Genomic DNA, 23,584 nt, shown 5'->3' on the forward strand with positions numbered 1-23,584 from the left:
CCCCCCCCCGCCCCCCCGCCCCCCCCCCCCCCCCCCCCGCCCCCGCCCCGGCCGGCCCCCCCCCGCCCCCCCCCCCCCCCCCCCCCCCCCCCCCCCCCCCCCCCCCCCCCCCCCGCGGCCGGTCCGCAGCGAAGCCAGATCGTGCTTGAACGCAGCGATCGCCCCGTCCATGCGCCGTTTGAGATCATCGTATTCGCCACTCATCATCGTCTCCTCGACCCGTTAGCCGGGTTCACTTCAGGGTAACCCGTATTCAAGCCTCGATCCGAAAACCGGTTCCCGTTTTTCGCCTACGGAAAAACCTTCGGTTCGGCATCGGGCTCCTGATCAGTCGTCCGTGACGACCGTGCAACGCCCGCCGCCCCTCAGAATATCACCGAAACCACCCTTCTCGTGGATCGAATAGACGATTATCGGGATGTTGTTTTCGCGCGCAAGTGCAATCGCGGCCGTATCCATGATCGAAAGACCGCGTTTTATGACTTCGCCATGGCTGATGCGCTCGAAGCGGGTCGCATGCGGGTCCTTCTTGGGATCGGCGGAATAGACGCCATCGACCTGAGTGCCCTTGAACAGCGCATCGGCGCCGATTTCCGCCGCGCGCAGCGCCGCCGCCGAATCGGTGGTGAAGAACGGATTGCCGGTGCCGCCGGCAAAGATGACGACCTTGCCCTGGTTCATGTAGGCGGTCGCCTGGCGCTGCGAAAAGCTCTCGCAAAGCTCAGGCATGGCGATTGCAGACAGCACCACCGCGTCGACCCCGATCTTGTTCAACGAGGTGCGCAGCGCCAGCGAGTTGATGACGGTGGCGAGCATGCCCATGTGGTCGCCGGTGACGCGATCGCCGCCCTTGGAGGCAACGGCGACGCCGCGAAAGATGTTGCCGCCGCCAATGACAACCCCAACCTCGATGCCCAGGGTGCGGGCCTCGGCGATGTCGGCGGCAATGCGATCGACCACCGACACGTCGATGCCGAAATGCTGCTCACCCATCAGCGCTTCGCCCGACGCTTTCAGCAAGACACGTCGGTAGAGGGGCTTCACCGTCATCTGGTCCTCATCATTATGCGTGTGACGCGCCGGGGCGGCTTCCCGCGCAGGCGCTGCCCCGAAACATTGGCGTTCCGATACACGAAGGGCGCTGCGATGTCACGCGGCGCCGGAACCGGCAAACGCTCTTCCAGCCATTGGCTTACACCGGCAAATGCAACTTGTGCGTGCAGATCCTTGCATGAGCAGATCCGGGCATGATAGCCAGCCGGCCTGTCGCCGACGCCTGGCCTTCATCGATACCGCGCAAGAAATCGGCCGAGCATCCTCGCGGACACTCGGCCGTAAAGTCTTTCAGAAAGATAGAGTGCGTTTTACTTCTTGACCGCCGCCGCGACTTCCGCCGCAAAATCGGTCTCGTCCTTCTCGATGCCCTCGCCGAGCGCGAAGCGCAGATAGGCAGTGATCTTGGCCGGTGCGTCGATTTCCTTCTCGGCATCCTGCAGCGCCTTCTCGACGGTGATGTCGGGATTGAGCACGAAAGCCTGCCTGAGCAGCACGACCTCTTCGTAGAACTTGCGCAGGCGGCCCTCGACCATCTTCTCGATAATCGCTTCCGGCTTGCCGGACTGGCGCGCCTGGTCGGCGAAGATCGCCTTCTCGCGCTCGACCGCCGCCGGGTCGAGTTCTTCCGCGGTCAGCGCCATCGGGTTGGTGGCGGCGACATGCATGGCGACCTGACGCGCAAACGCGTTGGCGGCCTGCGCGTTGCCTGACGTCTCGATGGCGACCAGCACGCCGAGCTTACCAAGGCCGTCGGCAACCGCATTGTGGACGTAGGTTGCGACGGCGCCCTGCTCGACGGTAAGCTTGGCCGAACGGCGGAAGCCAAGATTCTCGCCAATGGTGCCGACAGCGTCCTTGATGGTGTCGGCAACCGACTTGTCGGAACCCGGATACGGGGCGGCTGCAACGGCCTCGGTCTTGCCGCCATAGGCGAGCGCCACCTTGGCGACATTGGCGACGATCTCCTGGAAGGCAGCGTTGCGGGCAACGAAGTCGGTCTCGGAATTGACCTCGACGACCGCCGCCTCACGCACGCCGGAATCGACGCCGATGAGCCCTTCGGCCGCGGTACGGCCGGCCTTCTTGTCGGCCTTGGAGATGCCCTTCTTGCGCAGCCAGTCGACGGCCTCTTCCATGTTGCCGTTGGTCTCGTTCAACGCCATCTTGCAGTCCATCATGCCCGCGCCGGTCAAGTCGCGGAGTTCTTTGACCTGTGCAGCCGAAATGCTCATTGTCGCCTCTTCGTTTAAAATGCACCGACGCACCACCGGTCCTCGATGATGCGCCTGGCGCCAGCGCTCAGCGCGCCAAAATATGAGAAAGATGAAGGCCGAAACCGGCCTTCGCTGTTACGCTTCCGGTGTCTGGGCGGTCGGTGTCTCGGCGGCCGGCGTCGGCTCGAGTGCCGGCTCGATCGGAGCCTCGGCCAAAGCGCCGACGTCGACGCCAAGCGCGCCCTGCTGGCGAGCAATGCCGTCGATTGCAGCCTTGGCGATCAGATCACAATAGAGCTGGATGGCGCGGGCCGCGTCGTCATTGCCCGGAATCGGGAAGTCGATCTTGTCCGGGTCGCAGTTGGAATCGATGATGGCGACGACCGGGATGCCGAGACGCTTGGCCTCGAGGATGGCGATCGCTTCCTTGTTGGTGTCGATCACGAACATCAGGTCTGGCGTCGAGCCCATGTCCTTGATGCCGCCCAGCGCCTTGTCGAGCTTTTCGCGCTCGCGGTCGAGGTTGAGGCGCTCCTTCTTGGTGAGCCCCTGGGCCTCGCCAGCCAGCATCTCGTCAAGCTTGCGCAGGCGCTGGATGGAGTTCGAGATCGTCTTCCAGTTGGTCATCATGCCGCCGAGCCAGCGGGAGTTGACATAGTACTGGGCCGAGCGCTGTGCGGCGTCGGCGACGATGTCGGACGCCTGGCGCTTGGTGCCGACGAACAGCACGCGGCCACCCTTGGCGACGGTGTCGGAAACCTGCTTCAGCGCCTGGTGCAGCAGCGGCACCGTCTGCGAGAGGTCGATGATGTGGATGTTGTTGCGGGCGCCATAGATATAGGGCGCCATCTTCGGGTTCCAGCGGTGGGTCTGGTGGCCGAAGTGAATGCCAGCTTCCAAAAGCTGGCGCATGCTGAAATCAGGCAGAGCCATTGTTATGTCCTTTTCCGGTTAGCCTCCACGGACACAGGCATTTCTGGACTTTGTCCTCGAACGCCACCGGAGGTTTCAGCCGGATTTCTCCCGGGCAGACACCAAAGTCCGTGTGTGGAATGAGCGCGCATATAGAGGGGATGCGCGGCAAACGCAAGCGCTGCGGTGTCTTGCGGCTCAGCGTGCGACGATCAGCGCACCGGTGCCGATCATGGCGCCGCCGGCAAACCTGTTCATCAAGCGCATCCGCCTTGGCGTCTTGAACCAGCCCGAAGCCTGCCCGGCAAGCACCGCATAGACGCCCATAGTGATAATGTTGACGCCGATCACGACCGTAACCACGAGCAGCCCCTCAGCGAAGTTCATTGCATGAGATCGAGGATCAACGGCATGATGGAGGCGTGGAACAGGATCGCCTTGGGATTGCCCAATGCGATGGAGATGCCGAGGTAAAACGATCGAGACAGTCTTGCCTGCGTAACCTCCAGTCCATTCGATCGCGCGGAAGCCGATCTCCACATCCTGACGCCAAGAAACATCAGATAGGCTGCACCCGCATATTTCAGGATGAGAAAAACCCATTCGAAGGTCTGTGCCAGTGCCACGAGACCGAGCAGCGCCAAAGTCACCAGCACCGCGTCGCCGGCAGCGATACCGAGGCCAGCCAGGAACGCGCGAACGAACCCGCGCGAAACGCCGTTGGCAATGACCGTGAATACCGCCGGGCCAGGCGTGGCGGCGGCGAATGTGATCGCAGCGCAGTAAGCCAGAAATGCCGTCAACGTCATGATCGTATCTTCCCCTTCGGCACGCGGACCCGCCGGAAAACAGCAACGATCTCCTCGCGGCTGCATTCGACGGCGCCTAGCCGCACCGCGCGGTCGCGCTCGAAGCCGGTTATGTCATAATGCGGCGCCGATGTCTTCGGCGGCCCCTGATAGGACGAGCGCTTGATGCCGAGCTGTGCTGCAAAACGATGCAGCTCGTCGGTATCGTCGGCCAGCAGGTGACACCAGCGGTGGCCGACCCATTTCCAGATCGCCGCGTCGACATAGACCGCCATGAGGCTTGCCGCACTCCTTCATCTTGCGCCGACCAGCGGAGCCGCAGCTCACCCGCAGCCGAGATCCAACGTTGGCGATGCCAATGCTAGAGATGCCAATCCTAGCGATGATAGAAGGGATTCGGATAGAAAATGAAGCTGCCGGCGGCTTCGAGTTCGGCCACGGTCGTGGAGATGGTCTCCTGCATGCGCCGGTGCAATTCGGCGAGGGCATCGTCGATAGAGCCCGGAAAGGCGTGCAATCCCAACGGCTCCGGCACCCGGATATGCGCGCAGCGCGGCCCGGCCGGTTGCGGCACGAAGCAATTGACCGTGTCGCGCAGCGTGCCCTTGCAATAATCGTTGCGGATACGCTTCAGATGCTCTGCGATCTCCTCTTGCGCAATGCGCGGATTGGCTGAGGCCCACGGTCCGACGCGTTGGAGACGCTGGATCGTGTCCGCCAGCGAGCGGATCTGTTTTTGTCGCTCGGCGTCGCCGGTGCCTTCCCGCAGCCAGTGGCGCGCCCGGCGCAAAAGCTCGGCGATCTCGCTGGCGCGGGGATCGGCCGATATACCCTCCCCCAGGCGCCGGCTCAATTCGAGCAGCAATTGCTTCTGACGCGCGGCATACGAAGCCCGTTCGTCGTGCGCCATGCCGCAGGCAATCTCATCGCGCGACAGCAGCGTCGCATAGATATGGTGGACGCGCTCCGGCAGCGTATCGGCGGCACGACGCTCAATCTTCAGGCTTTTCTCGACATAGGCGCATTCCTGCGCCAGCGCCGGCTCGACATTTTTGGTGAAGGCGAGCTTCCAGACGACCGGCGCGATCCAGACTTTGAAATCCTGATCCGTGACGCGACCGCGCTTGAGCGCTTCGAACCCCATCTCGACCGCCCCCGGAAGAAGCGGAGCGACGACATTGCCATGCCAGCCGACGCCGCCTTCGGGATGCAAGAGAACGCCATGCCCTTTCAGCGCCCAGGCGATCGAGTGTTCCTTGGCAGCGCCGCTGTTGCCGGGTATCTGGGCGATCAGATTGTTGGCCAGCCAGAATTTCTGCATGATCCGGCCGAGGCCGTTGACGACGCCATGCGTGGCCCAGGATGCCGCGAGCGGACTGACCCTCGAGACGATCTCCTTGTCGATCATCCAGTCGGTGAAGAATTCCGGATGGTTGGGCGTGATGAACGTTGCCTTGCCTGCGCCGCAACAGGCCTTCAGCCGCTGCCGGTCGTCGTCGGGAAAGTCGATATGGCGGACATTGGCGACACCGCGCAATCCGGCCACGCGGTTGAACGGCAACAGGTCGCGAAATCCGGGAATGCCACGCAGCATGACGACCCGGTTGACGACAGTCATGATCCTGATCAGCGCCGGATTGGGCGTCGGCGCCACGAACACATCGATTTTGCTCAACCCACCCCCCGACCGATCCCTCGGCGTAGAGGTTGAAATGCAATTGCGGCGTGTTCAAGTCATTCACCGCCGCCTTGCGGGCGTGGCTAACCCAAGGCTCTATTTCGGCGGACAGGGTTTCGTCTGATCGAACAGCGAAAGATTGACCAGCTTGCCGGTCATCGAGAAGTCGTTGTAGTCCATGAGGAGGTCGCGCGTGATGCCGTTCTCATGCAGCTTGAAGCTGATCCGGTATTCCGGCACCTCCTCGCCTGACTTGTCGGTGCTGTCGAAATAGGCGATGTCGACTGGCCAGTATTTGTCGGTGGCGAGTTTTGCCAGTGCCGGCACTTCCGGATCGGTCTTGTCGGCATCGGCTTTCTTGCCGACGACGACGGTGGTGGTCATCACCTTGTTGGCATCTTCCGAACCGTCGAACAGGTTGGTTTCGTAGAAATTTTCGCCCTTTTCGGCCTTGTCGATCAGTTCGACCAGATGCTGTGTCGGAAACTGTGTGGCCGGCAGTTCGACGCTGCTCTGCTCCGGCTTGTCGATGTCGACCTTGAGGCCCTTCGTCTCCTTCGTCGCGGTGCCCTTGACCTCCTTGTCCAGAGTCTGGTCGACGAAGGATTTTGTCACGAACGAGAAGGTCTTGCCTTCGGCGTCCTCGAAAGTGGTCGTCTGCTGGTCGGTCAGCCTTGTATTCTCGTTGGTGACGATCTGGGTGACGAAACGGAACTTCACCGTATAGCCTTCGCAAGGCGAGCCGTTGAACTCATAGACCATGCGGCCGGAAATGCCGGTGATGCCGGAGCGGTCGGAGGCCTTGTCCAGGGTCAGATCGTAAACCGCGCGATGTGCCTGCAGCGCCGGTACGGCAAAAGCCGGCGCCATCGAGAACACCGCTGGCAGCAGGACAGCGTGGAATGCGAGGCGTGTTGCGCGCATGAGGGGCTCCGATCATCGCGCCTGATGGCAGGCCGCAGGGAAAGAGGGTCCAGCTTAAAAAAAGTCGTGGCGGAAGCGAGGCAAAAATTGCAATTTCGGCCCGGCCTGCGCAGCGTCATCAAGCAATAGGGAAATACCATGAGTGAAACAATCGAAAAGCGGCTAAGCGATCTCGGCGTGACGCTTCCGGTCGCTGCCGCGCCCGCCGCCAACTACGTGCCCTATTGCAGATCAGGCAATCTGCTGTTCATCGCCGGACAGCTGCCGCTCAGCGAGGGCAAGCTGCAGGCGAGTGGCCTGCTCGGCCGTGATGTCGACATCGCAATCGGCCAGGAAGCGGCAAAATACTGCGCGATCAACATATTGGCGCAGGCCAAGGCAGCACTTGGCGATCTCGAGAAAATCCGCCGTGTGGTGAAGATCACCGTCTTCGTCGCCTCGGCGCCGGATTTTTTCGAGCAGCACCTGGTTGCCAACGGCGCCTCGGATCTACTGGTTGCAGTGCTCGGCGATCCCGGCAAGCATGCCCGCGCCGCCGTCGGTGCCGCCTCCCTGCCGCTTAATGCCGCAGTGGAAATCGAAGCCATCTTCGAAGTCGAATGAGCCCGGCATGACCGACCTTTCCTGGCTGACCGCCCGACCCATTGCCCATCGCGGCCTCCACGACATGAACAAGACGCGCTGGGAGAACACACTTTCCGCCTTTGCCGCTGCGGCTGAACGCGGCTATGCGATCGAATGCGATGTGCATCTGTCGTCAGACCGCATCCCGGTGATCATCCACGATGGCGATCTGAAGCGGCTGACCGGCCAGGACGGTTTCGTATGGCAGCGAACGGCAGCAGAAATGACGGCCCTCAAGATCGGCGGCACATCAGATCGTCTGCCGACGCTGCAGCATGCCCTCGACCTGGTCGATGGTCGCGTGCCGGTGGTCGTCGAGTTGAAAGGGGTTCCCGGCCGTGACGAAGGCTTGGTGGAAATCGTCGGCAAGATGCTCAAGAACTACAGGGGCAAGGCGGCGATCATGTCGTTCGACCACTGGCTGATCCGCGACTTCCCAAAACACGCGCCCGGCATTCCGGGCGGGCTGACCGCTTATGGCAACGAAGTCAAGCTGATCGAGGCGCATTTCGCCATGCTGGCGCACGACATCGCCTTCGCCTCCTACGCCGCCGGTGACCTGCCGAACCAGTTTGTCAGTTTCGTGCGCGAAAGGCTCAAAATGCCGGTCATCACCTGGACCGTGCTCGACCAACCGGCGGTCGACCTGACCTTCAGATATGCCGACCAGATGACGTTCGAAGGATTTGAGCCGGATCTTGTGCAGGTCGCTTGAACTGAGCTTGCATGGACCGGCACGGAGCTTAAATAGGCCTCATGGATCAAGGCGGTGAAGGCGACGGGCAAACGGCGAATGGAGCGTATGCGATCCGGGTTGCCTCCGGCATCGGAGCCTTCACCTGCGCCGAATGGGATGGCCTCGGCGGGACCTCACGCGGCGATACAGAAAACGGATACAACCCACTCGTTTCATTCGCTTTTCTGAGCGCGCTTGAGGATTCCGGCTGCGCCGTTCGGCGTAGCGGCTGGCAGGGCCATCATCTCAGGCTCGAGACAGCGCAGGGAAAGCTGCTCGGTGCCATTCCCTGCTACCTGAAATCGCACAGCCAGGGCGAATATGTCTTCGATCACGGCTGGTCGGACGCGTTCGAGCGCGCCGGCGGGCGTTACTATCCTAAACTGCAATGCGCCGTGCCGTTCACGCCGGTCACCGGCCCTCGCCTGCTGGTCAACAAGGGCGAGGACAGTCGCGCCGTGAAGGCCGGCCTGGCGGCCGGCCTGAAGGCGGTGACGGAAAAACTCGGCGTTTCCTCCGCGCACGTGACCTTCGCGCAGCCGAGGGATGTCGAGGCGCTGGAAGCGTCGGGTTTTTTGCACCGCACCGACCAGCAGTTCCACTTCTTCAATGAGGGTTATTCGACCTACGACGATTTTCTCGCCACGCTGGCATCGCGCAAGCGCAAGGCGATGAGGAAGGAGCGGCGCGAGGCGCTCGCTCACGGCATCTCGATCGACTGGCTGACCGGCAAGGACCTGACCGAAAGGATCTGGGACGACTTCTTTGCCTTCTACATGGATACCGGGAGCAGGAAATGGGGGCGGCCCTATCTCAGCCGCGCGTTTTTCTCGATGATCGGCGAGCGCATGGCCGACGACATCCTGCTGGTGATGGCCAGGCGCAATGGACGCTACATTGCCGGTGCCATCAATTTCATCGGTTCCGATGCGCTCTACGGGCGCAACTGGGGCTGCATCGAGGACCACCCTTTCCTGCATTTCGAGGTCTGCTATCACCAGGCGATCGACTTCGCCATCGACCGTAAGCTGAAGGTGGTCGAAGCCGGCGCACAAGGCGAGCACAAGCTGGCGCGCGGCTACAGGCCGGTGACCACGCATTCGGCGCATTACATTGCGCATCCCGGCTTGCGTAACGCGGTCGCCGACTATCTCAGGCGCGAGCGCCGCGAAGTGGAGCGGATGGCCGGCTATCTCGAAGAGCACACCCCGTTCCGCAAGGATCTGGCGGACGATTAGAGCGATGTGCGTCCAATTGGACGCACAAAGCACGCTCGAAAGCATCGTAGTTTCCGAAGATCGATTCCGATTGTCGGGTCGATGCGGTAGGAGCAAGGCACAATCCGGAGCGCACGCCATGGCCGAAAAAACCACCTACGACAGCAACAATATCTTCGCGAAAATCCTGCGCGGTGAAATCCCGTCGCATCGCGTCTATGAAGATGACGCGGTTGTCGCCTTCATGGATGTGATGCCGCAAGGGCCGGGTCATACGCTGGTTGTGCCGAAGGCGCCGTCGCGCAACCTGCTTGACGCGGATCCGGCAACATTCGGCCCACTCTTCGCCATCGTGCAAAAGGTGGCGGTGGCGGTGAAGAGGGCCTTCGGCGCCGATGGCGTCACCATCCTGCAGTTCAACGAACCCGCTTCGGGCCAGACCGTCTACCACCTCCATGTCCACGTCATTCCACGCTTCGAGGGCATTCCTTTGAAGCCGCATAGTGGGCAGATGGAGAAGCCGGAAGTGTTGGCTGAGAACGCTGGCAAGATACGGACGGCGCTGGCAAACTGACGCCGGGCGTCGCGCATCCGGCCATCCACCAGCCCCTCGAAGCAAAAAAGCCCCGTTTCCGGGGCTTTTTTAGCTTTCAGGCCATCATCCCTTGCGGGGCAGTTGCGGCACCAGACTGCGCTTGCTGCCATCCTTGCCCTTGGGCTCCGCCTTCTGCGCGACCGCCTTTTTCGCGGCCGGCTTCTTGCCGGCAGCTTTCCTGGGCTTCGGCGTGTCGTCCGGTTCTTCCTTCTTCGGCTTGACCGGCGCCTCGTCGGCGAGTGACTCGAGCTTCAGCCCGGTTTCGCCGGTCTCTTTCTTTTCGACGGTGACACGCACCGTGCCGCCCTTCTTGAGCTTGCCGAACAGCACCTCGTCGGCCAGCGGCTTTTTGATGTGCTCCTGGATGACGCGGCCGAGCGGCCGTGCTCCCATGCGCTCGTCATAGCCCTTCTCGGCCAGCCAGGCGATCGCCTCCTGCGACAGGTCGAAGGTGACGCCACGCTCGGAGAGCTGGGCCTCGAGCTGCATGACGAACTTCTGCACCACCTGGTGGATGACCGGCACCGGCAGCGAGCCGAACGGGATGATCGCATCGAGACGGTTGCGGAACTCCGGCGTGAACAGCCGGTTGATCGCCTCGACATCGTCGCCTTCGCGCTTGGTCGAGCCGAAACCGATAGCCGCGCGCTGCGCATCCGAGGCGCCCGCATTAGTGGTCATGATCAGGATGACATTGCGGAAGTCGATCTGCTTGCCGTTGTGGTCGGTCAGCTTGCCATGGTCCATGACCTGCAACAGGATGTTGAACAGATCCGGATGCGCCTTCTCGACCTCGTCCAGCAACAGCACGCAATGCGGATGCTGGTCGACGCCGTCGGTCAACAGGCCGCCCTGGTCGAAGCCGACATAGCCGGGAGGCGCACCGATCAGCCGTGAGACGGTGTGGCGTTCCATATATTCGGACATGTCAAAGCGGATCAGCTCGACACCGAGCGAGGCCGCAAGCTGCTTTGCCACTTCGGTCTTGCCGACGCCGGTCGGCCCCGAGAACAGGTAGGAGCCAATCGGCTTCTCCGGTTCGCGCAGGCCGGCCCGCGCCAGCTTGATCGCCGAGGTCAAAGCCGTGATCGCGGTGTCCTGACCGTAGACGACGCGCTTCAGCTCGATGTCGAGACCGGCCAGCACCTTCTCGTCGTCGGCGGAAACCGTCTTCGGCGGAATGCGGGCGATGGTGGCGATCGTCGCCTCGATCTCCTTGATGCCGATGGTCTTCTTGCGCTTGGCCTCCGGCACCAGCATTTGCGAGGCGCCGGTCTCGTCGATCACGTCGATCGCCTTGTCCGGCAGCTTGCGGTCGTTGATGTAGCGCGCCGACAGTTCGACCGAAGCTTTGATCGCCTCAGCCGTGTAGCGAACCTTGTGGAACTCCTCGAAATACGGCTTGAGACCCTTCATGATCTCGATGGCGTCCTCGATGGTCGGTTCGTTGACGTCGATCTTCTGGAAGCGCCGCACCAAGGCGCGGTCCTTCTCGAAGAACTGGCGGAACTCCTTGTAGGTGGTCGAGCCGATGCAGCGGATTGTTCCGGACGACAGCGCCGGCTTCAACAGGTTCGACGCATCCATGGCGCCGCCAGACGTCGCTCCTGCCCCGATCACGGTGTGGATCTCGTCGATGAACAGAACCGCGCCCGGATAATCCTCGAGCTCCTTGACGACCTGCTTCAGCCGCTCCTCGAAATCACCGCGATAGCGGGTGCCGGCCAGCAATGTACCCATGTCGAGCGCGAAGATGGTGGCGTTGTGCAGCACTTCCGGCACGTCGCCCTCGACGATGCGCTTGGCGAGGCCCTCGGCGATCGCCGTCTTGCCGACGCCGGGGTCGCCGACGTAGAGCGGATTGTTCTTGGAACGGCGGCACAGCACCTGGATGGTGCGGTTGATCTCGGACTCGCGGCCGATCAGCGGATCGATCTTGCCGGCCTTGGCCTTGTTGTTCAGATTGACGCAATAGGCGGTCAGCGCGTCCTGCTGCTGCTTTTTCTTGCCGCTGTCCTCTTGCGGCTCGGCGCCGCTCTGGCCCTGCTCGTCATCGGCGCCGCGCGGCGACCGCGTCTCGGATGCGCCGGGGCGCTTGGCGATTCCATGCGAGATGTAATTGACCGCGTCGTAGCGGGTCATCTGCTGCTCTTGCAGGAAATAGGCGGCATGGCTCTCGCGCTCGGCGAAGATGGCAACGAGCACGTTGGCGCCGGAGACTTCCTCGCGGCCGGACGACTGCACATGGATCACCGCACGCTGGATGACGCGCTGGAAACCGGCCGTCGGCTTGGAATCCTCGTCATAGCCGGTAACGAGATTGTCGAGCTCAGTGTCGATGTAGGTGAGAACCGTATGCTTCAACTCGTCGAGATCGACGTTGCAGGCGCGCATGACCGCGGCCGCCTCGGTGTCGTCGATGAGCGCGAGCAGCAAATGCTCAAGGGTTGCGTATTCGTGGTGCCGCTCATTGGCGAGCGTCAGCGCCTGGTGAAGCGCCTTTTCCAGGCCTTGGGAGAAAGCCGGCATGTTACCTCACTTCTTCTCCATCACGCATTGCAGCGGATGCTGATTCTGTCGGGCGAAATCCATGACCTGAGACACTTTGGTCTCGGCCACCTCGAATGTATAGACCCCGCACTCGCCCACTCCATGATTGTGAACATGAAGCATGATGCGTGTGGCGGCTTCACGGTCCTTCTGGAAAAAGCGCTCCAGCACGTGAACCACGAATTCCATGGGTGTGTAGTCGTCGTTGAGAATGAGGACCCGATAAAGGCTAGGCTTCTTGGTCTTGGTTTTGGTGCGCGTGATGACGGCCGTGCCGCGACCGGTCTCGTTGCCGTCGCTGCCGTTTTGCATCCGCACCACATCTGTTGTGGCAGTCAAACCTGTCGTCACGTAACCCTGCCTTTTCGAATCCCCATATGAGTTCGACATGTAGGTCTTCGATGAACGATTTTAAGCCCTTCTGTTTAGCTGACAATATGGCTAGGTGGCCAAACTTGACCGATTTTTCGAAATCGTGAAGGCAGCAGAGCCCCTGATTTCAAAATCGAGGGCATCGGCACGATCCGATAGGCGTGGAGCACTTACGGTTTATCGTAGATGCGTCAGCTAACGAAACAACATGCATATGAATAACCTGGAGTCGCATGAACCCTTCAGATGCGCTTTAGGTGCCAGCGAGTCTGTTTAGGCCGGACACACTCAGGATTTCCATCGTCCAACACGAGCGAGAACAGCGACAGGCAAGATGCCGACGAGAACTATGGCAAGTGCCGCGATCGAGGCTTCCTCGTAGGTCCCGCGCGCCGCCTCGCCGTAGAGATGCGTCGCCAAGGTCTCGAAATTAAGCGGCCTCAACAGAAGCGTCGCCGGCAACTCCTTCATGCAATCGACAAACACGAGCAAGCCCGCAGCGACGAGCGACGGTTTCGAAAGCGGCAGATGAATATGCCGGAATGTGCCAGTCACATTCTGGCCGAGGCTGCGCGCGGCGTGATCGAACGAGCGCGGAATGCGGCTGAAGCCCGCCTCGACCGATCCGACCGCAATCGCCAGGAAGCGTGCGACATAGGCGTAGCCGAGCGCTGCTCCCGACCCGATCAGCAGCAGGCCGGTTGGCGCGCCCAGCCATGCGAGCGCGGTTCGGTCGATCATCTGATCGAGGGCCGCGACGGGCAACAATATTCCGATGGCCACCACGGTGCCGGGCATCGCATAGCCGACCGTGGAAATCCGCTGCAAAGCCGCCGTGACACGGCCGGGAAGCGAGCGCGCCGTATAGGCGATGACCACGCCGAAGAGCAGGATTGCGAGCGTAGCCATGGCCGACAAGGTGACGGTGTTGAGCGTTTCCGACAAGAGCCGGGGCGACAGTCCTGCGAAACGGACGCGCTTCCACGCCTCGACGGCAAGATAGCTCGCCGGGGCAATGAACCCGATGAACACCGGCAAAAGGCCGAGCGCAAAAACCATCAGGCCGGAAACGGTGCCGAGTCGATGCGGTGTGAAACTCCGCGCCTTTTGTGCGCTCGACCAATAACGCTGACGACGGCGCGCCCAACGCTCGATGGTGACGAGCGCGAGCACCAATGACAGCATGGCGAGCGCAATCTGCGCCGCGCCCGGCAGGTCGGACCGCGTCACCCATGTCGTGTAGACCGAGACCGTCAGTGTCTTCACGCCCAGGAACTCCGAGGCACCGATGTCGTTCAGCGCCTCCATCAGCGCGAGGCTGACGCCGACGGCGATCGCCGGACGCGCCAGCGGCAGCGCAACGCGCCAGAAGACGCCGCCTTTGCCACTTCCAAGCGTGCGCGACACCTCGACCAGATTGGCCGCCTGGGTGAGAAACATCGCCCGCGTCGTCAGGTACACATAGGGGTAGAGCACGAAGCCGAGCAGCACGATGCAGCCGGCCATCGACCGGATGTCGGGAAGGCGGAATTCGTGTGGGCTCGTGAAGCCAAGTGCCACTCTGAGCGCACCCTGGACCAAGCCGATCGGATGGAGAAGATCGAGATAGACGTAGGCGATTATGTAGGTCGGCACCGCGAGCGGGAGGAGCAGCGCCCATTCGAGAAACCTGCGGCCGGGAAAGTCATAGGCGGTGACAAGCCAGGCCGTCGAGGTGCCAAGAAGCGTGACGAGGACACCGACGCCGACGAGTAGCGCCGTGGTCTGCTGGAAGGCCTGTGGCAGCACATAGGCGAGGAGATGCGGCCAGAGCCCGCTCGATCCCCGCAGCGCCTGCCAGATAAGGGCGAGAACCGGAGTCGCCACCAGCACAGCGACAAGCACGGTCGCCATGAACCACAGTCGCCCGGACCAGTACCGGGCGACCTTCACAGTGGAGGCTCTTCGCAGGTCGACATCCGACATCGGGAGATCACCGGGCGCAGCACTGCCCACGCCCGGATCGCCCATCAGTTGTCGAAGCCGACCTTCTCGGCCAGTTCGCTTGCCTGCTTGCGATGCTTGACGATTTCCGTCATCGGCACGGGATCGACTTTCAACGCGCCGAACGAGGCGATGATCGGGTCGATCGGAGCGCCGGCCTTGACCGGGTATTCGAAATTTGCCTTGGCATAGAGTGTCTGGGCGTCGTCGGAGACCAGATATTCCAGCAGCTTGACCGCCTCACCCTTGTTCGGCGCATGCTTTGCGACGGCCGCGCCGCTGACGTTGACCTGCGTGCCGCCATCCTTGAACGCTGGCAGGACGACCTTGATCGCGTCGCCCCAGGCGACCTGCTCCTCACCGCCCTTGCCGGAGCGCATCAGTCCGACGTAGTAGGAATTGGCGATGCCTATCTGGCAAATGCCGCCGAGGATGTCCTTGGCCACATCGCGGTCGCCGCCGCCCGCCTTGCGGGCGAGATTCCCCTTGACGGCGGCAAGCCATGCTTCCGTCGCCTCGGCGCCGTGATGTGCGATGTAATCGGCGAAAAGAGCGGTGTTGTAGGGATGCTGGCCGGACCGGATGCAGACCTTGCCCTTCCATTTTGGATCGGACAGGTCCTCGTAGTTGAACGCGGCAAGATCGAGATCCTTGGCCGCGTAGAGTACGCGGGCCCGCATCGACAGAGCAAACCAGTTGTTGGCCGGGTCACGCAGGTTGTCCGGGACCGCGGCTTTCAGAACATCGGACTCGACCGGCTGCGTCAGGCCCTTTTCGGCCAGGTCGGCGAGGTTGCCGACATCGACCGTCATGAGAATATCGGCAGGTGAACTTTCCCCTTCCGAGGCCACACGCTCCGCCAGACCATCTTTCATAAAGACTGTATTGACCTTGACGCCGCTCGAGGCGGTGAAGGCGTCAAGCAGCGGCTGGATCAGCCCAGGCTCACGCGTGGTGTAGATGTTCAGTTCGGCCGCCATGGCGCTGGCCCCGCCAGCGAGGGCGAAGACGCCGCCCATCAGGGCGAGTCGCAATGTGGAAAGGCTCTTCATGAAGCGGTCCTCCATAAATTGATTGGTGCGGCCGTCATTGATTGACGGCCCGCGAATTGCTCGATCATATGTGACTAATTTAGTCAAGTTACTTTGCGACCAAAGCGCTTGCGACTTATGCCGCAGCGAATATCAGCACGCCGCCTGGATCTATGGTCAGATGGATCGGCTCACCCGGCCTTACATCGATCCGGCTGGTGGTGCGCAAGCGCAAGAGGTCAGCAACGCCCTCGATCCTGACCAGCAATTGTTCGATCTCACCCAGAAAAGAGCGGTTGACGACAAGCGCCGGCAGACCTTCGTCGGAACCTGAAAGGCAGACAGCCTGCGGGCGGATGCAGGCAAACGCCTTGCCGCCTTCCGGAAGATCGAGCCGGGCTGGAAAGGTGCCCAGCACCGTTTCGACCCGGCCATCGCGGTAGATGCCCTCTACCCTGTTGCACGGGCACAAGAATTCGGCGGCGTAGAGTGAGTTGGGATGATCATAGATATCGTAGCCCGTCCCGACCTGCACAACCCGCCCCTCCTGCATCAGCACAACCCGGTCACCGACGGAAAGGGCCTCCTCCGGGTCGTGCGTGACGAGGATCGCCGTCGTCCCCAAGGCTCTCAACGTTGAAATGGTCTCCTCGCGCACCCGCTCCCGCAGGCCACGATCAAGGTTCGAGAAAGGCTCGTCCATCAGCAGGATGACGGGTTTTGGGGCAAGCGCCCGCGCCAGTGCGACTCGCTGCTGCTCGCCACCTGAAAGCGTGTGTGGGTAACGGCCGGAAAGCGCCTGGATGCCGATTCGGGCGATCACCTCGGCCGCACGGGCGCTCGCCTCGCGCCGCGACAGCCGCTTGAGGCCGAAGGCCACGTTCTCCTCGACGGTCAGGTGCGGGAACAGGGCATAATCCTGGAACATGAATCCGATGTTGCGGTCTTCGGGCTCGACAAAGCTGTTCGCGCCCGCGATCTCAGTGCCATTGAGCAGAATTCTTCCGCTGTCCGCAGTATCGACGCCTGCAATGATCCGCAAAAGCGAGGATTTGCCGCAACCGGACTGGCCGACCAGGCAGACGATCTCTCCAGGCGCAATCGACAGCGAAACGTCATCCAGCGCCTGGGTGTCGCCGAAGCATCGGCTGATGTGTTCCAGCGTTAGCGGAGCGCCGGCATCATTTATCGACCCATGCATCATTCGCCCTCCGACACGCTGGCTCATAGCTGTTTAGATCAGCGTCGATCGGCTGGAAACTTAATTGCCATGAAAAAACCCGGCCGCACGTTCGCGACCGGGTCCGTCTTGCTGGCCCAAGGGCCGTGTTCACATCTTGTAGCGAGATTATTTCGCCTTTGCGACGATCGATTCGAACGGCTTGTAGGCTTCCTTGGCGAGTTCGGCATAGAGGTCACCGATCTTGGTGGCTTCGGTGACGAAGGCTTCGTACGACTGCCTGGCAAAATCGGACTGGATCTCGATCGCCTTCTCCAGCGACTTGGCCGACAAAAGTTTCTCGGCTGCTGCGCTGCCGGCCTCGAAGCTTTTCTTAGTGTACTCGCCCGCCTCGGTGGCGATGGCCTGCGCGCCCTTGGAAAGGGATGCGAAGCTCTTCAAGCCGCTATCCGCAAACTCCTTGCCGTATTTGCTGAAATCTTCATAGGTCTGGGTCATTCACGCAATCCCTTGCCAGTTGTCCTTGAGCGGTAGACGCGGCCTTTTCTCGGGGCCGCGTTGTGCAATGCAAGTAATATATTGTGCACTGCACAAAAGTCAAGGTTTCACCGACTCTGGGTTTCACCAAGTGCCATCCGGCCAGCAGATCGGCGCAACCGTCGGGAAATGGCTAAGATTCGAATAAAGAAAAGCTCAAGCTCGAAGAAAATGGTGAACGCCGCGGTTACCATAAACGGATTGGTAACGCTGGCCGCGATAGCTTGGCTTGAAGTGAGGCAGGACCCCTTTGCCGCCTCCACCGCAACAAAATTCAAAGGAACCATCGGTGCGTCAGGCGTTGTCGGGCATTCTCTCCAAATCCGCGTCCTCCTTGAAAACGATCATGATCCTCGCTTTGGCGATGACATTCGTCGTGGCCGGAGCTGCTTCGTCCATGGCGGCGAGGTCGGCGGCCATCGTCATCGACGCCAAGACCGGCAAGGTGCTTTACTCTTCGAATGCCGATGGCCGACGCTATCCTGCCTCGCTCACCAAGATGATGACGCTTTACCTGGCCTTCGAGGCCATGGCGAACGGCAAGATCGGCAAGAACTCCCGGGTCGTCTTCTCGGCCAATGCCGCTGCCGAACCGCCGACCAAACTCGGCGTCAAACGGGGCGGCGCGATCACGGTCGAGACCGCGATCCTGTCGATGGTGACCAAGTCGGCAAACGACTCGGCAACCGCAATCGGCGAACTTCTCGGCGGCAATGAAGCCAATTTCGCCCACATGATGACGGCCAAGGCGCGGGCCCTGGGCATGAAGGGGACTGTTTTCCGCAACGCCCACGGCTTGCCAAATCCCGGTCAGTTCACCACTGCGCGCGACATGGCGGTGCTCGGCATCGCGCTGCGGGAGCATTTTCCCCAGTATTACAGCTATTTCTCGCAGCGTTCCTTTCTCTACGGCCGCAGGCGCATCAATGGCCACAACCGCCTGCTTGGACGCATCAAGGGCGTCGATGGCATCAAGACTGGCTACACCCGCGCCTCCGGCTACAATCTCGTTTCCTCGGTCGACGACGGCGATCGCCGCATCGTCGCGGTGGTCATAGGCGGGAAATCCGGCGGCAGCCGCGACAACCAGATGGCCGCATTGATCAAAACCTACCTGCCGAAGGCGTCGTCGCGCGGCAGCGGCATGCTGATCGCCAAGGCCAGTGGTGGCAACCCGATCACCGCGCTGGCGAAAGTATTCCTGCCCAAGCGCGACGCGCCGACGCCGGACAGCAGGCCGGACGACGATGCGGCGTACAACGAGGCCCCGGACGGCGATGCCATTGCCTCCCTGGTGGAGGAAACCGAGCCCGTCGTTGAAGAAGCCACCCCCGTCGTTGAGACCAGGCCCGTCTCCCAGACCAGGAAGGTCGAAACAGTGGCCGCGGCTACGGCGGACGATGTGGCGACCGCACGGGTCGCAGCAGCCTATGGCGAACCGGCAACGGTCGATCCCGTCAACACGGCATCGGTGCCGTCCGGCTGGGCAGTCCAGGTCGCCTCTTCGCCAAAACAGTCCGAAGCCCAGGCTCTCCTGGACGAGACGAGCAAACAGGCGGCTTCGGTCCTGGCCGATGCTGTGGGCTTCACCGTCGCCTTCGAGAAGGGCGGCGTCACCTACTACCGCGCCCGGTTCGGCTTTGGCTCGAAGACTGCCGCCTCGAAAGCCTGCAACGCCCTGAAGAAAAAGAAAATCGAGTGCTACGCCGTCCACCAGTAGGCGGCGTCGAAACATCTCCCGGAAGAATTCTGCGTCGAAGGAGACTAATTGTGATTGGAGAGCAAGACGTCCTTGGCTTCGTTGATCCGCGCCGCCAGAAACGAAGTGCCGCCGAGATCGGGGTGCAGGCGCTGCATCAGGCGGCGGTGCGCCTTGCGGACATCCGCCGCGGCGGCCCCCGCTTCAAGACCAAGGATCTTGTAGGCCTCCTCCTTAGTCATGGCGCCCGAACCTGGCGAAACACCCAGCCCGTCGCCACCATTCGCCTCCGCGTCTTTGCGCCAGATGGGAAATCTGCCGTCAAGATACGTCTCTAGCAGCTGGCGGCTCTCCGGGTCGCCGGGGAGTTCGCGATAAAGCTGCTGCAATTCCGCAAGGCTCATCGTGCCTAGCATCTTGCCTTCGTGGCGGCCGGCGAGCACGAGCCCCTCCAGATTGCCGGTATCGTGATCAAGCTCCATTTCGAGGGCCGCGGTGCGCACCGTCGAATACTTGCCCGGCTCCAGTTTCGCCGTCGGCCGCTTCATCCGCATCGAGCCATACCAGGCGAGCGCCGTCGACAGGATCAAGCCGCCGATGCCTGCGCGTCCAACCAGAAGCGCGGCGACGCCGATCAGCGCCAGCAGGACTGGCCCAAGCGTCCTCATCCAGCTTGCGAGTTTCGCGGGGTCGGCGCGCAGAAACACCATGGCCACGCCGAGCAGCACCAAAAGCAACGCCACGAATGCGATAGTCGCGCCCATCATTTCCTGCCGCTCCGCAGATGCTCGATCATCAGCCGGTCTTCCGGCCTGCCCCTGGCCTCCAGAGCCTTCAGCCCGCCGGTTGCAAACACCGCGACCGCCGATAGCAGGCTGGCCAAGGTTGCTGCTGCCCGCCGGTCAAAGCGGAACCAGGCGCCTTTGGACAGCCGCGCAATTTCCTTGAACGCCTTTTCCGCGCCGGCATCATGGCCCTCCTGAAAGACGAAGACAGGAACGCCGTGCAGGCCGAGGCTGCCGGCCTTTTCCGCCAGATCGTCGATATTTTCTTCCATCGCATCGCCGATATAGACCAGCGCGTTGACCTTGGCCGCCGCCGTCTGTTTCAGCGCATGGGCGAGCACCTTGCCGATCTGGGTGTGGCCGCTACGGCATTCGATCCGCGTCATCAGCTGCTTCAGCGAGTTCGTATCGGTGACGAATGCGGATGAGCGGCACTCGCCAAAACCGCGAAAATAGACCAGTTGGACCTTGAGCGCCCCGGCCTTGCCGACGGCGTCGAACATCTCGCCCTGCAGCGCACAGGCGAGATCCCAGGTCGGCTGGCGGCTCATCGTCGCGTCGAGGGAAAGGATCAGCCTGCCAGTACCGGTCGCGGACGCAGCCAGCGTCCTTGCCTGACGGATAAACGCATCGATCTCGCCGCTGCTCGATTGGGATTCGACCGGCGCAGGATTGGCCTTTGCGGGCACGGGCTGCTTCTTGTCGCTCATGACATTCAAGATGTGGCGTTGTCACACAGCTTGCAAGCCCAGCATGAGGCGATCTGGAGGGCCGGCGACCACCCGCAGCTTTGAATTTTGGGGTCTTCCTAGAGAAGGCCGAGATCGGCAAGCTCGCGCCTGAGTTTCGGCGGCATTTCGACCAATCCCGCTTTGCTCCTGGAGAGATCGGCCGGCGCGTCCGACGGTTTCAAATAACGCCAGCCCTGAAAGGCGCGGCGCGGCTGCCATTCAGTCAGCACGACCGCGGGATCGAGGATCAGGTGACAGCGGCCGATACCCTCGTCATCGGTGAAAGGACGGATTTCGATGATCAACTGGCGGCATTGCACATTGCCCTTGATCACCCAGTAGAGGGAACCGCCATCGGTGACCTCGGCGCCGCGCGTCGGGGTCATGCGGGTGGTGTGGTAGTGCTCGACCGGTTCACCGGCGCGCCGTCGTTCGTCGAGGCGGAAGGCGATCCACTCTTCGAGATCTTCGACGCTGTCGCAGCCAACGCAGAGCTTTATGAGATTGAGGGACATGGATCAAGGTTTAGTCCGGCGCGCGAAGGCGTCAACTGGCCCAATCGACTTTCTCCACAGTGCCGACTTTTCCGCTGTTCTCCACGGCGCCAATCCACAGTGCAAGGCTTGGCTCAGCATTCCACGATATTGACGGCCAGTCCGCCGAGACTGGTTTCCTTGTATTTCTCGTTCATGTCGAGGCCGGTCTGGCGCATGGTCTCGATTGCGGCATCGAGCGGCACGAAATGAACGCCGTCGCCCTTGATGGCCAGCGACGCGGCAGTCACCGCCTTGACGGCGCCGAGCGCGTTGCGCTCGATGCAAGGCACCTGCACCAGCCCGCCGACCGGATCGCAGGTCATGCCGAGATGATGCTCGAGCGCGATCTCGGCGGCGTTCTCGACTTGCTCGGGCGTGCCGCCCATCACGGCGCACAGCCCCGCTGCCGCCATCGCCGAGGCCGAACCGACCTCACCCTGGCAGCCGACCTCGGCGCCCGAGATCGAAGCGTTGGTCTTGATGATGCCGCCGATCGCTGCCGCCGTCAGCAGGAAATCGCGGATGCTTGGCTGGTCGGCCTCGGGGTGGAAATGCAGCCAGTAGCGCAGCACCGCCGGCAGCGTGCCTGCAGCACCATTGGTCGGCGCGGTGACGACGCGCCCGCCGGCGGCGTTCTCCTCGTTTACCGCCATGGCATAGATCGACAGCCAGTCGTTGGCGAGCAGCGGATTGGGCCGGTTCTGCCGCCACTGCTCCTGCAGCTTGTCATGCAACTGACGCGCACGTCGGCGCACCTTCAGGCCGCCCGGCATGATGCCGTCCTGCGACAGGCCGCGCTCGATACAGCTCTTCATGGCTCTCCAGATGCCGTCGAGACCGGCGTCGAGCTCCTCGCGCGACATCTGCGTCTCTTCATTGACGCGCTTCATGTCGGCGATGGAAAGACCGCTTTTCGCGGCCATCGACAGCATCTCGACAGCGTTCTTGAAGGGGTATGGAACCTTCTTGCCTTCGCTCGTCACCGAGCCCTTCGCCTTCATCCGCTGCAGCTCTTCTTCGGAAACCACGAAGCCGCCGCCGATCGAATAGTAGATACGCTTGAGCAGCAGGCGGTCGTCGGCATCATAGGCAGAGAAAGCCATGCCGTTGGCGTGGCCGGAAAGCGGCGTCTTGCGATCCAGCACCAGATCCGTGGCCGGGTCGAAGCGATAAGATGGATGGCCGGGCGGCGAAATCCGCTTCTCGGCGGCGATACGGTCGACAATGCTGTCCGCCTGATCGGGGTCTACCGTCTGCGGCGTCTGGCCGGCAAGCCCGAGCACGACGGCGCGATCTGAACCATGGCCGATGCCGGTATAGGCAAGCGAGCCGTGCAGACTGGCGGCGATGCGGTCGACCTTGGCGCCGGCCGGGCGTGGCCAGTCATCTCCCGCGACCTCGTCGAGAAAGCGCCGCGCAGCCGTCATCGGTCCCATCGTGTGCGAACTCGATGGTCCAATGCCGATCTTGAACAGGTCGAAAACCGAAAGGAACACGCGCCGCTCTCTCCTATTGGAATTTACATATAGGAATTCCTGTGATGTTTCCGCTCTTTCGAAGATTGCGGCGCTGCACCTGCCGACCTTGTTTGCTCCGGCAGCGACATCGTTACGTTCCGACATCGAAGCGCCGCCACCGCATGTGGTAAGAGGGTTGCATGGGCGATTCCTTCCATTTGTCGACGGCAGACCTCGTTGCGCTGGGTTTCTTCGTTTTCGTGTGGGTGATGCATACGCTCGCCGCCGACGGAAAGCTGGTCAGGCGCATGTCGCTGACGACGGCGATGAACGTCCAGCGTCAAGCCTGGATGCGGAACATGGCCGAACGCGAGGTCCGCATTGTCGACACCGCCATCATGGCCGGCCTTCAACAGGGAACCGCCTTCTTCGCCTCCAGTTCGCTGATTGCGATCGGCGGCTGTTTTGCCCTGCTCGGCGCCTCCGATCAGGTTGTTTCGGTGCTGAGCGACCTGCCGCTCGGCGCGACGTCGTCCCGCTCCGCCTTTCAGATGAAGGTGTTCGGATTGGTGCTGATCCTTGCCTATTCCTTTTTCAAGTTCGGCTGGGCCTACCGGCTGTTCAACTATTGCTCGATTCTGATCGGTGCGGTGCCGATCCCGCACGGCGAGGCTTCACGCAACCCGGTCAGCGAGACGGCGGTATGGCGGGCGGCGCGGATGAACATGCTGGCCGGAAAACATTTCAATTCCGGCATGCGCGGCGTGTTCTTCTCGATCGGCTATCTCGGCTGGTTCGTCGACCCAAAAGTGTTCGTGCTGTCGACGCTGCTGTTGCTCGCGGTTCTGGTGCGTCGCCAGTTCTTCTCGGCGGCGCGGCAAGCCGTGATCGGTCAGCCGCCCGAGCCGACACCCGGTCCGGGAAAAAGCCGATCGACGCGGCCCGACAGCCGGTAGGC

26 protein-coding genes and 1 pseudogene are annotated in these 23,584 nt (G+C 62.0%); 6 read left to right on the forward strand and 21 right to left on the reverse strand.

Translation table 11 applies throughout. From position 1 onward, the window contains the following. The 9 genes and pseudogenes from AC0L15_RS17770 to AC0L15_RS17810 form a co-directional block, all read right to left on the reverse strand. A pseudogene (locus AC0L15_RS17770) lies at nt 1–204 on the reverse strand (hypothetical protein); the annotation flags it as partial. A gap of 123 nt (nt 205–327) precedes the next feature. Then, a complete protein-coding gene (gene pyrH / locus AC0L15_RS17775; RefSeq protein WP_023801221.1) occupies nt 328–1,050 on the reverse strand; it encodes a UMP kinase in 723 nt (240 codons plus the stop codon). A 314-nt stretch (nt 1,051–1,364) separates the two neighbouring features. Then, a complete protein-coding gene (tsf, locus tag AC0L15_RS17780; RefSeq protein WP_287247724.1) occupies nt 1,365–2,288 on the reverse strand; it encodes a translation elongation factor Ts in 924 nt (307 codons plus the stop codon). A gap of 117 nt (nt 2,289–2,405) precedes the next feature. Further along, nucleotides 2,406–3,203, reverse strand: a complete 798-nt coding sequence (gene rpsB / locus AC0L15_RS17785; RefSeq protein ID WP_287247725.1) for a 30S ribosomal protein S2 — start codon at nt 3,201–3,203, stop codon at nt 2,406–2,408. A gap of 177 nt (nt 3,204–3,380) precedes the next feature. Continuing rightward, a complete protein-coding gene (locus AC0L15_RS17790; protein ID WP_287247726.1) occupies nt 3,381–3,569 on the reverse strand; it encodes a LysE family translocator in 189 nt (62 codons plus the stop codon). Then, nucleotides 3,566–3,991, reverse strand: coding sequence for a LysE family translocator (locus AC0L15_RS17795; RefSeq protein ID WP_287247727.1), 426 nt, complete (start codon nt 3,989–3,991; stop codon nt 3,566–3,568). The genes AC0L15_RS17790 and AC0L15_RS17795 overlap by 4 nt, the downstream gene beginning before the upstream one ends. Continuing rightward, a complete protein-coding gene (locus tag AC0L15_RS17800) occupies nt 3,988–4,266 on the reverse strand; it encodes a DUF4031 domain-containing protein (protein WP_128182997.1) in 279 nt (92 codons plus the stop codon). The genes AC0L15_RS17795 and AC0L15_RS17800 overlap by 4 nt, the downstream gene beginning before the upstream one ends. A gap of 101 nt (nt 4,267–4,367) precedes the next feature. Further along, entirely contained in the window at nt 4,368–5,666 is a 1,299-nt protein-coding gene (locus AC0L15_RS17805) for a hypothetical protein (protein WP_287247728.1), read from the reverse strand. Between the two features lie 99 nt (nt 5,667–5,765). Beyond that, on the reverse strand, nt 5,766–6,593 hold the full coding sequence (locus AC0L15_RS17810) for a cell envelope integrity EipB family protein (protein WP_287234024.1): 828 nt from the start codon (nt 6,591–6,593) through the stop codon (nt 5,766–5,768). 138 nt (nt 6,594–6,731) lie between these two features. On the opposite strand from AC0L15_RS17810, the gene AC0L15_RS17815 reads away from it, so the two are divergent. The 4 genes from AC0L15_RS17815 (at nt 6,732) to AC0L15_RS17830 (ending at nt 9,744) form a co-directional block, all read left to right on the forward strand. Next, a complete protein-coding gene (locus AC0L15_RS17815; RefSeq protein WP_128183002.1) occupies nt 6,732–7,196 on the forward strand; it encodes a RidA family protein in 465 nt (154 codons plus the stop codon). A 7-nt stretch (nt 7,197–7,203) separates the two neighbouring features. Further along, on the forward strand, nt 7,204–7,932 hold the full coding sequence (locus AC0L15_RS17820; RefSeq protein ID WP_287247729.1) for a glycerophosphodiester phosphodiesterase: 729 nt from the start codon (nt 7,204–7,206) through the stop codon (nt 7,930–7,932). Nucleotides 7,933–7,973: 41 nt separating this feature from the next. Continuing rightward, a complete protein-coding gene (locus AC0L15_RS17825; protein WP_287247730.1) occupies nt 7,974–9,191 on the forward strand; it encodes a GNAT family N-acetyltransferase in 1,218 nt (405 codons plus the stop codon). 118 nt (nt 9,192–9,309) lie between these two features. Beyond that, nucleotides 9,310–9,744, forward strand: a complete 435-nt coding sequence (locus AC0L15_RS17830) for an HIT family protein (RefSeq protein WP_287247731.1) — start codon at nt 9,310–9,312, stop codon at nt 9,742–9,744. An 84-nt stretch (nt 9,745–9,828) separates the two neighbouring features. Here AC0L15_RS17830 and clpA read toward each other — a convergent pair whose 3' ends face one another. The 8 genes from clpA to AC0L15_RS17870 all read right to left on the reverse strand — a co-directional run bounded on the left by clpA (nt 9,829) and on the right by AC0L15_RS17870 (nt 17,838). Beyond that, on the reverse strand, nt 9,829–12,294 hold the full coding sequence (gene clpA, locus AC0L15_RS17835) for an ATP-dependent Clp protease ATP-binding subunit ClpA (RefSeq protein WP_287247732.1): 2,466 nt from the start codon (nt 12,292–12,294) through the stop codon (nt 9,829–9,831). Between the two features lie 6 nt (nt 12,295–12,300). After that, nucleotides 12,301–12,627, reverse strand: a complete 327-nt coding sequence (gene clpS, locus AC0L15_RS17840; RefSeq protein WP_023801212.1) for an ATP-dependent Clp protease adapter ClpS — start codon at nt 12,625–12,627, stop codon at nt 12,301–12,303. Between the two features lie 348 nt (nt 12,628–12,975). Beyond that, the gene (locus AC0L15_RS17845; RefSeq protein WP_473496671.1) at nt 12,976–14,697 is read right to left on the reverse strand and encodes an ABC transporter permease; all 1,722 of its coding nucleotides are present in this window, start codon (nt 14,695–14,697) and stop codon (nt 12,976–12,978) included. After that, nucleotides 14,697–15,722 (reverse strand): Fe(3+) ABC transporter substrate-binding protein, encoded by a 1,026-nt coding sequence (locus tag AC0L15_RS17850; protein WP_287247736.1) that lies wholly within the window; start codon nt 15,720–15,722, stop codon nt 14,697–14,699. The genes AC0L15_RS17845 and AC0L15_RS17850 overlap by 1 nt, the downstream gene beginning before the upstream one ends. A 115-nt stretch (nt 15,723–15,837) precedes the next feature. Further along, the gene (locus AC0L15_RS17855) at nt 15,838–16,902 is read right to left on the reverse strand and encodes an ABC transporter ATP-binding protein (protein ID WP_473496672.1); all 1,065 of its coding nucleotides are present in this window, start codon (nt 16,900–16,902) and stop codon (nt 15,838–15,840) included. Nucleotides 16,903–17,049: 147 nt separating this feature from the next. Further along, nucleotides 17,050–17,379 (reverse strand): phasin family protein, encoded by a 330-nt coding sequence (locus AC0L15_RS17860; protein ID WP_023801209.1) that lies wholly within the window; start codon nt 17,377–17,379, stop codon nt 17,050–17,052. Between the two features lie 107 nt (nt 17,380–17,486). Continuing rightward, a complete protein-coding gene (locus tag AC0L15_RS17865; RefSeq protein WP_287247739.1) occupies nt 17,487–17,705 on the reverse strand; it encodes a hypothetical protein in 219 nt (72 codons plus the stop codon). Nucleotides 17,706–17,712: 7 nt separating this feature from the next. Then, nucleotides 17,713–17,838, reverse strand: a complete 126-nt coding sequence (locus tag AC0L15_RS17870) for a hypothetical protein (protein WP_280809885.1) — start codon at nt 17,836–17,838, stop codon at nt 17,713–17,715. On the opposite strand from AC0L15_RS17870, the gene AC0L15_RS17875 reads away from it, so the two are divergent. Beyond that, nucleotides 17,816–19,138, forward strand: coding sequence for a D-alanyl-D-alanine carboxypeptidase (locus AC0L15_RS17875; protein WP_287247741.1), 1,323 nt, complete (start codon nt 17,816–17,818; stop codon nt 19,136–19,138). The two genes, AC0L15_RS17870 and AC0L15_RS17875, sit on opposite strands and share 23 nt — an antisense overlap. 44 nt (nt 19,139–19,182) lie before the next feature. Here AC0L15_RS17875 and AC0L15_RS17880 read toward each other — a convergent pair whose 3' ends face one another. The 4 genes from AC0L15_RS17880 to AC0L15_RS17895 all read right to left on the reverse strand — a co-directional run bounded on the left by AC0L15_RS17880 (nt 19,183) and on the right by AC0L15_RS17895 (nt 22,665). Further along, nucleotides 19,183–19,884 (reverse strand): DnaJ domain-containing protein, encoded by a 702-nt coding sequence (locus AC0L15_RS17880; RefSeq protein ID WP_287247742.1) that lies wholly within the window; start codon nt 19,882–19,884, stop codon nt 19,183–19,185. Continuing rightward, on the reverse strand, nt 19,881–20,612 hold the full coding sequence (locus AC0L15_RS17885) for a vWA domain-containing protein (protein ID WP_287247745.1): 732 nt from the start codon (nt 20,610–20,612) through the stop codon (nt 19,881–19,883). Before AC0L15_RS17885 ends, AC0L15_RS17880 begins: the two co-directional genes overlap by 4 nt. Nucleotides 20,613–20,710: 98 nt before the next feature. Beyond that, the gene (locus tag AC0L15_RS17890) at nt 20,711–21,148 is read right to left on the reverse strand and encodes a DUF1489 family protein (RefSeq protein WP_287247746.1); all 438 of its coding nucleotides are present in this window, start codon (nt 21,146–21,148) and stop codon (nt 20,711–20,713) included. Between the two features lie 113 nt (nt 21,149–21,261). Next, nucleotides 21,262–22,665 (reverse strand): L-serine ammonia-lyase, encoded by a 1,404-nt coding sequence (locus AC0L15_RS17895; RefSeq protein ID WP_287247747.1) that lies wholly within the window; start codon nt 22,663–22,665, stop codon nt 21,262–21,264. Nucleotides 22,666–22,826: 161 nt separating this feature from the next. Between AC0L15_RS17895 and AC0L15_RS17900 the strand changes: the two genes are divergently transcribed. Continuing rightward, nucleotides 22,827–23,582 carry a DUF599 domain-containing protein gene (locus AC0L15_RS17900; RefSeq protein ID WP_287247749.1) on the forward strand — a complete coding sequence of 252 codons (756 nt, stop codon included), beginning with the start codon at nt 22,827–22,829 and terminating at the stop codon, nt 23,580–23,582. Nucleotides 23,583–23,584 lie beyond the last annotated feature (2 nt).

The sequence above is a fragment of the Mesorhizobium sp. WSM4846 genome (assembly GCF_055811415.1).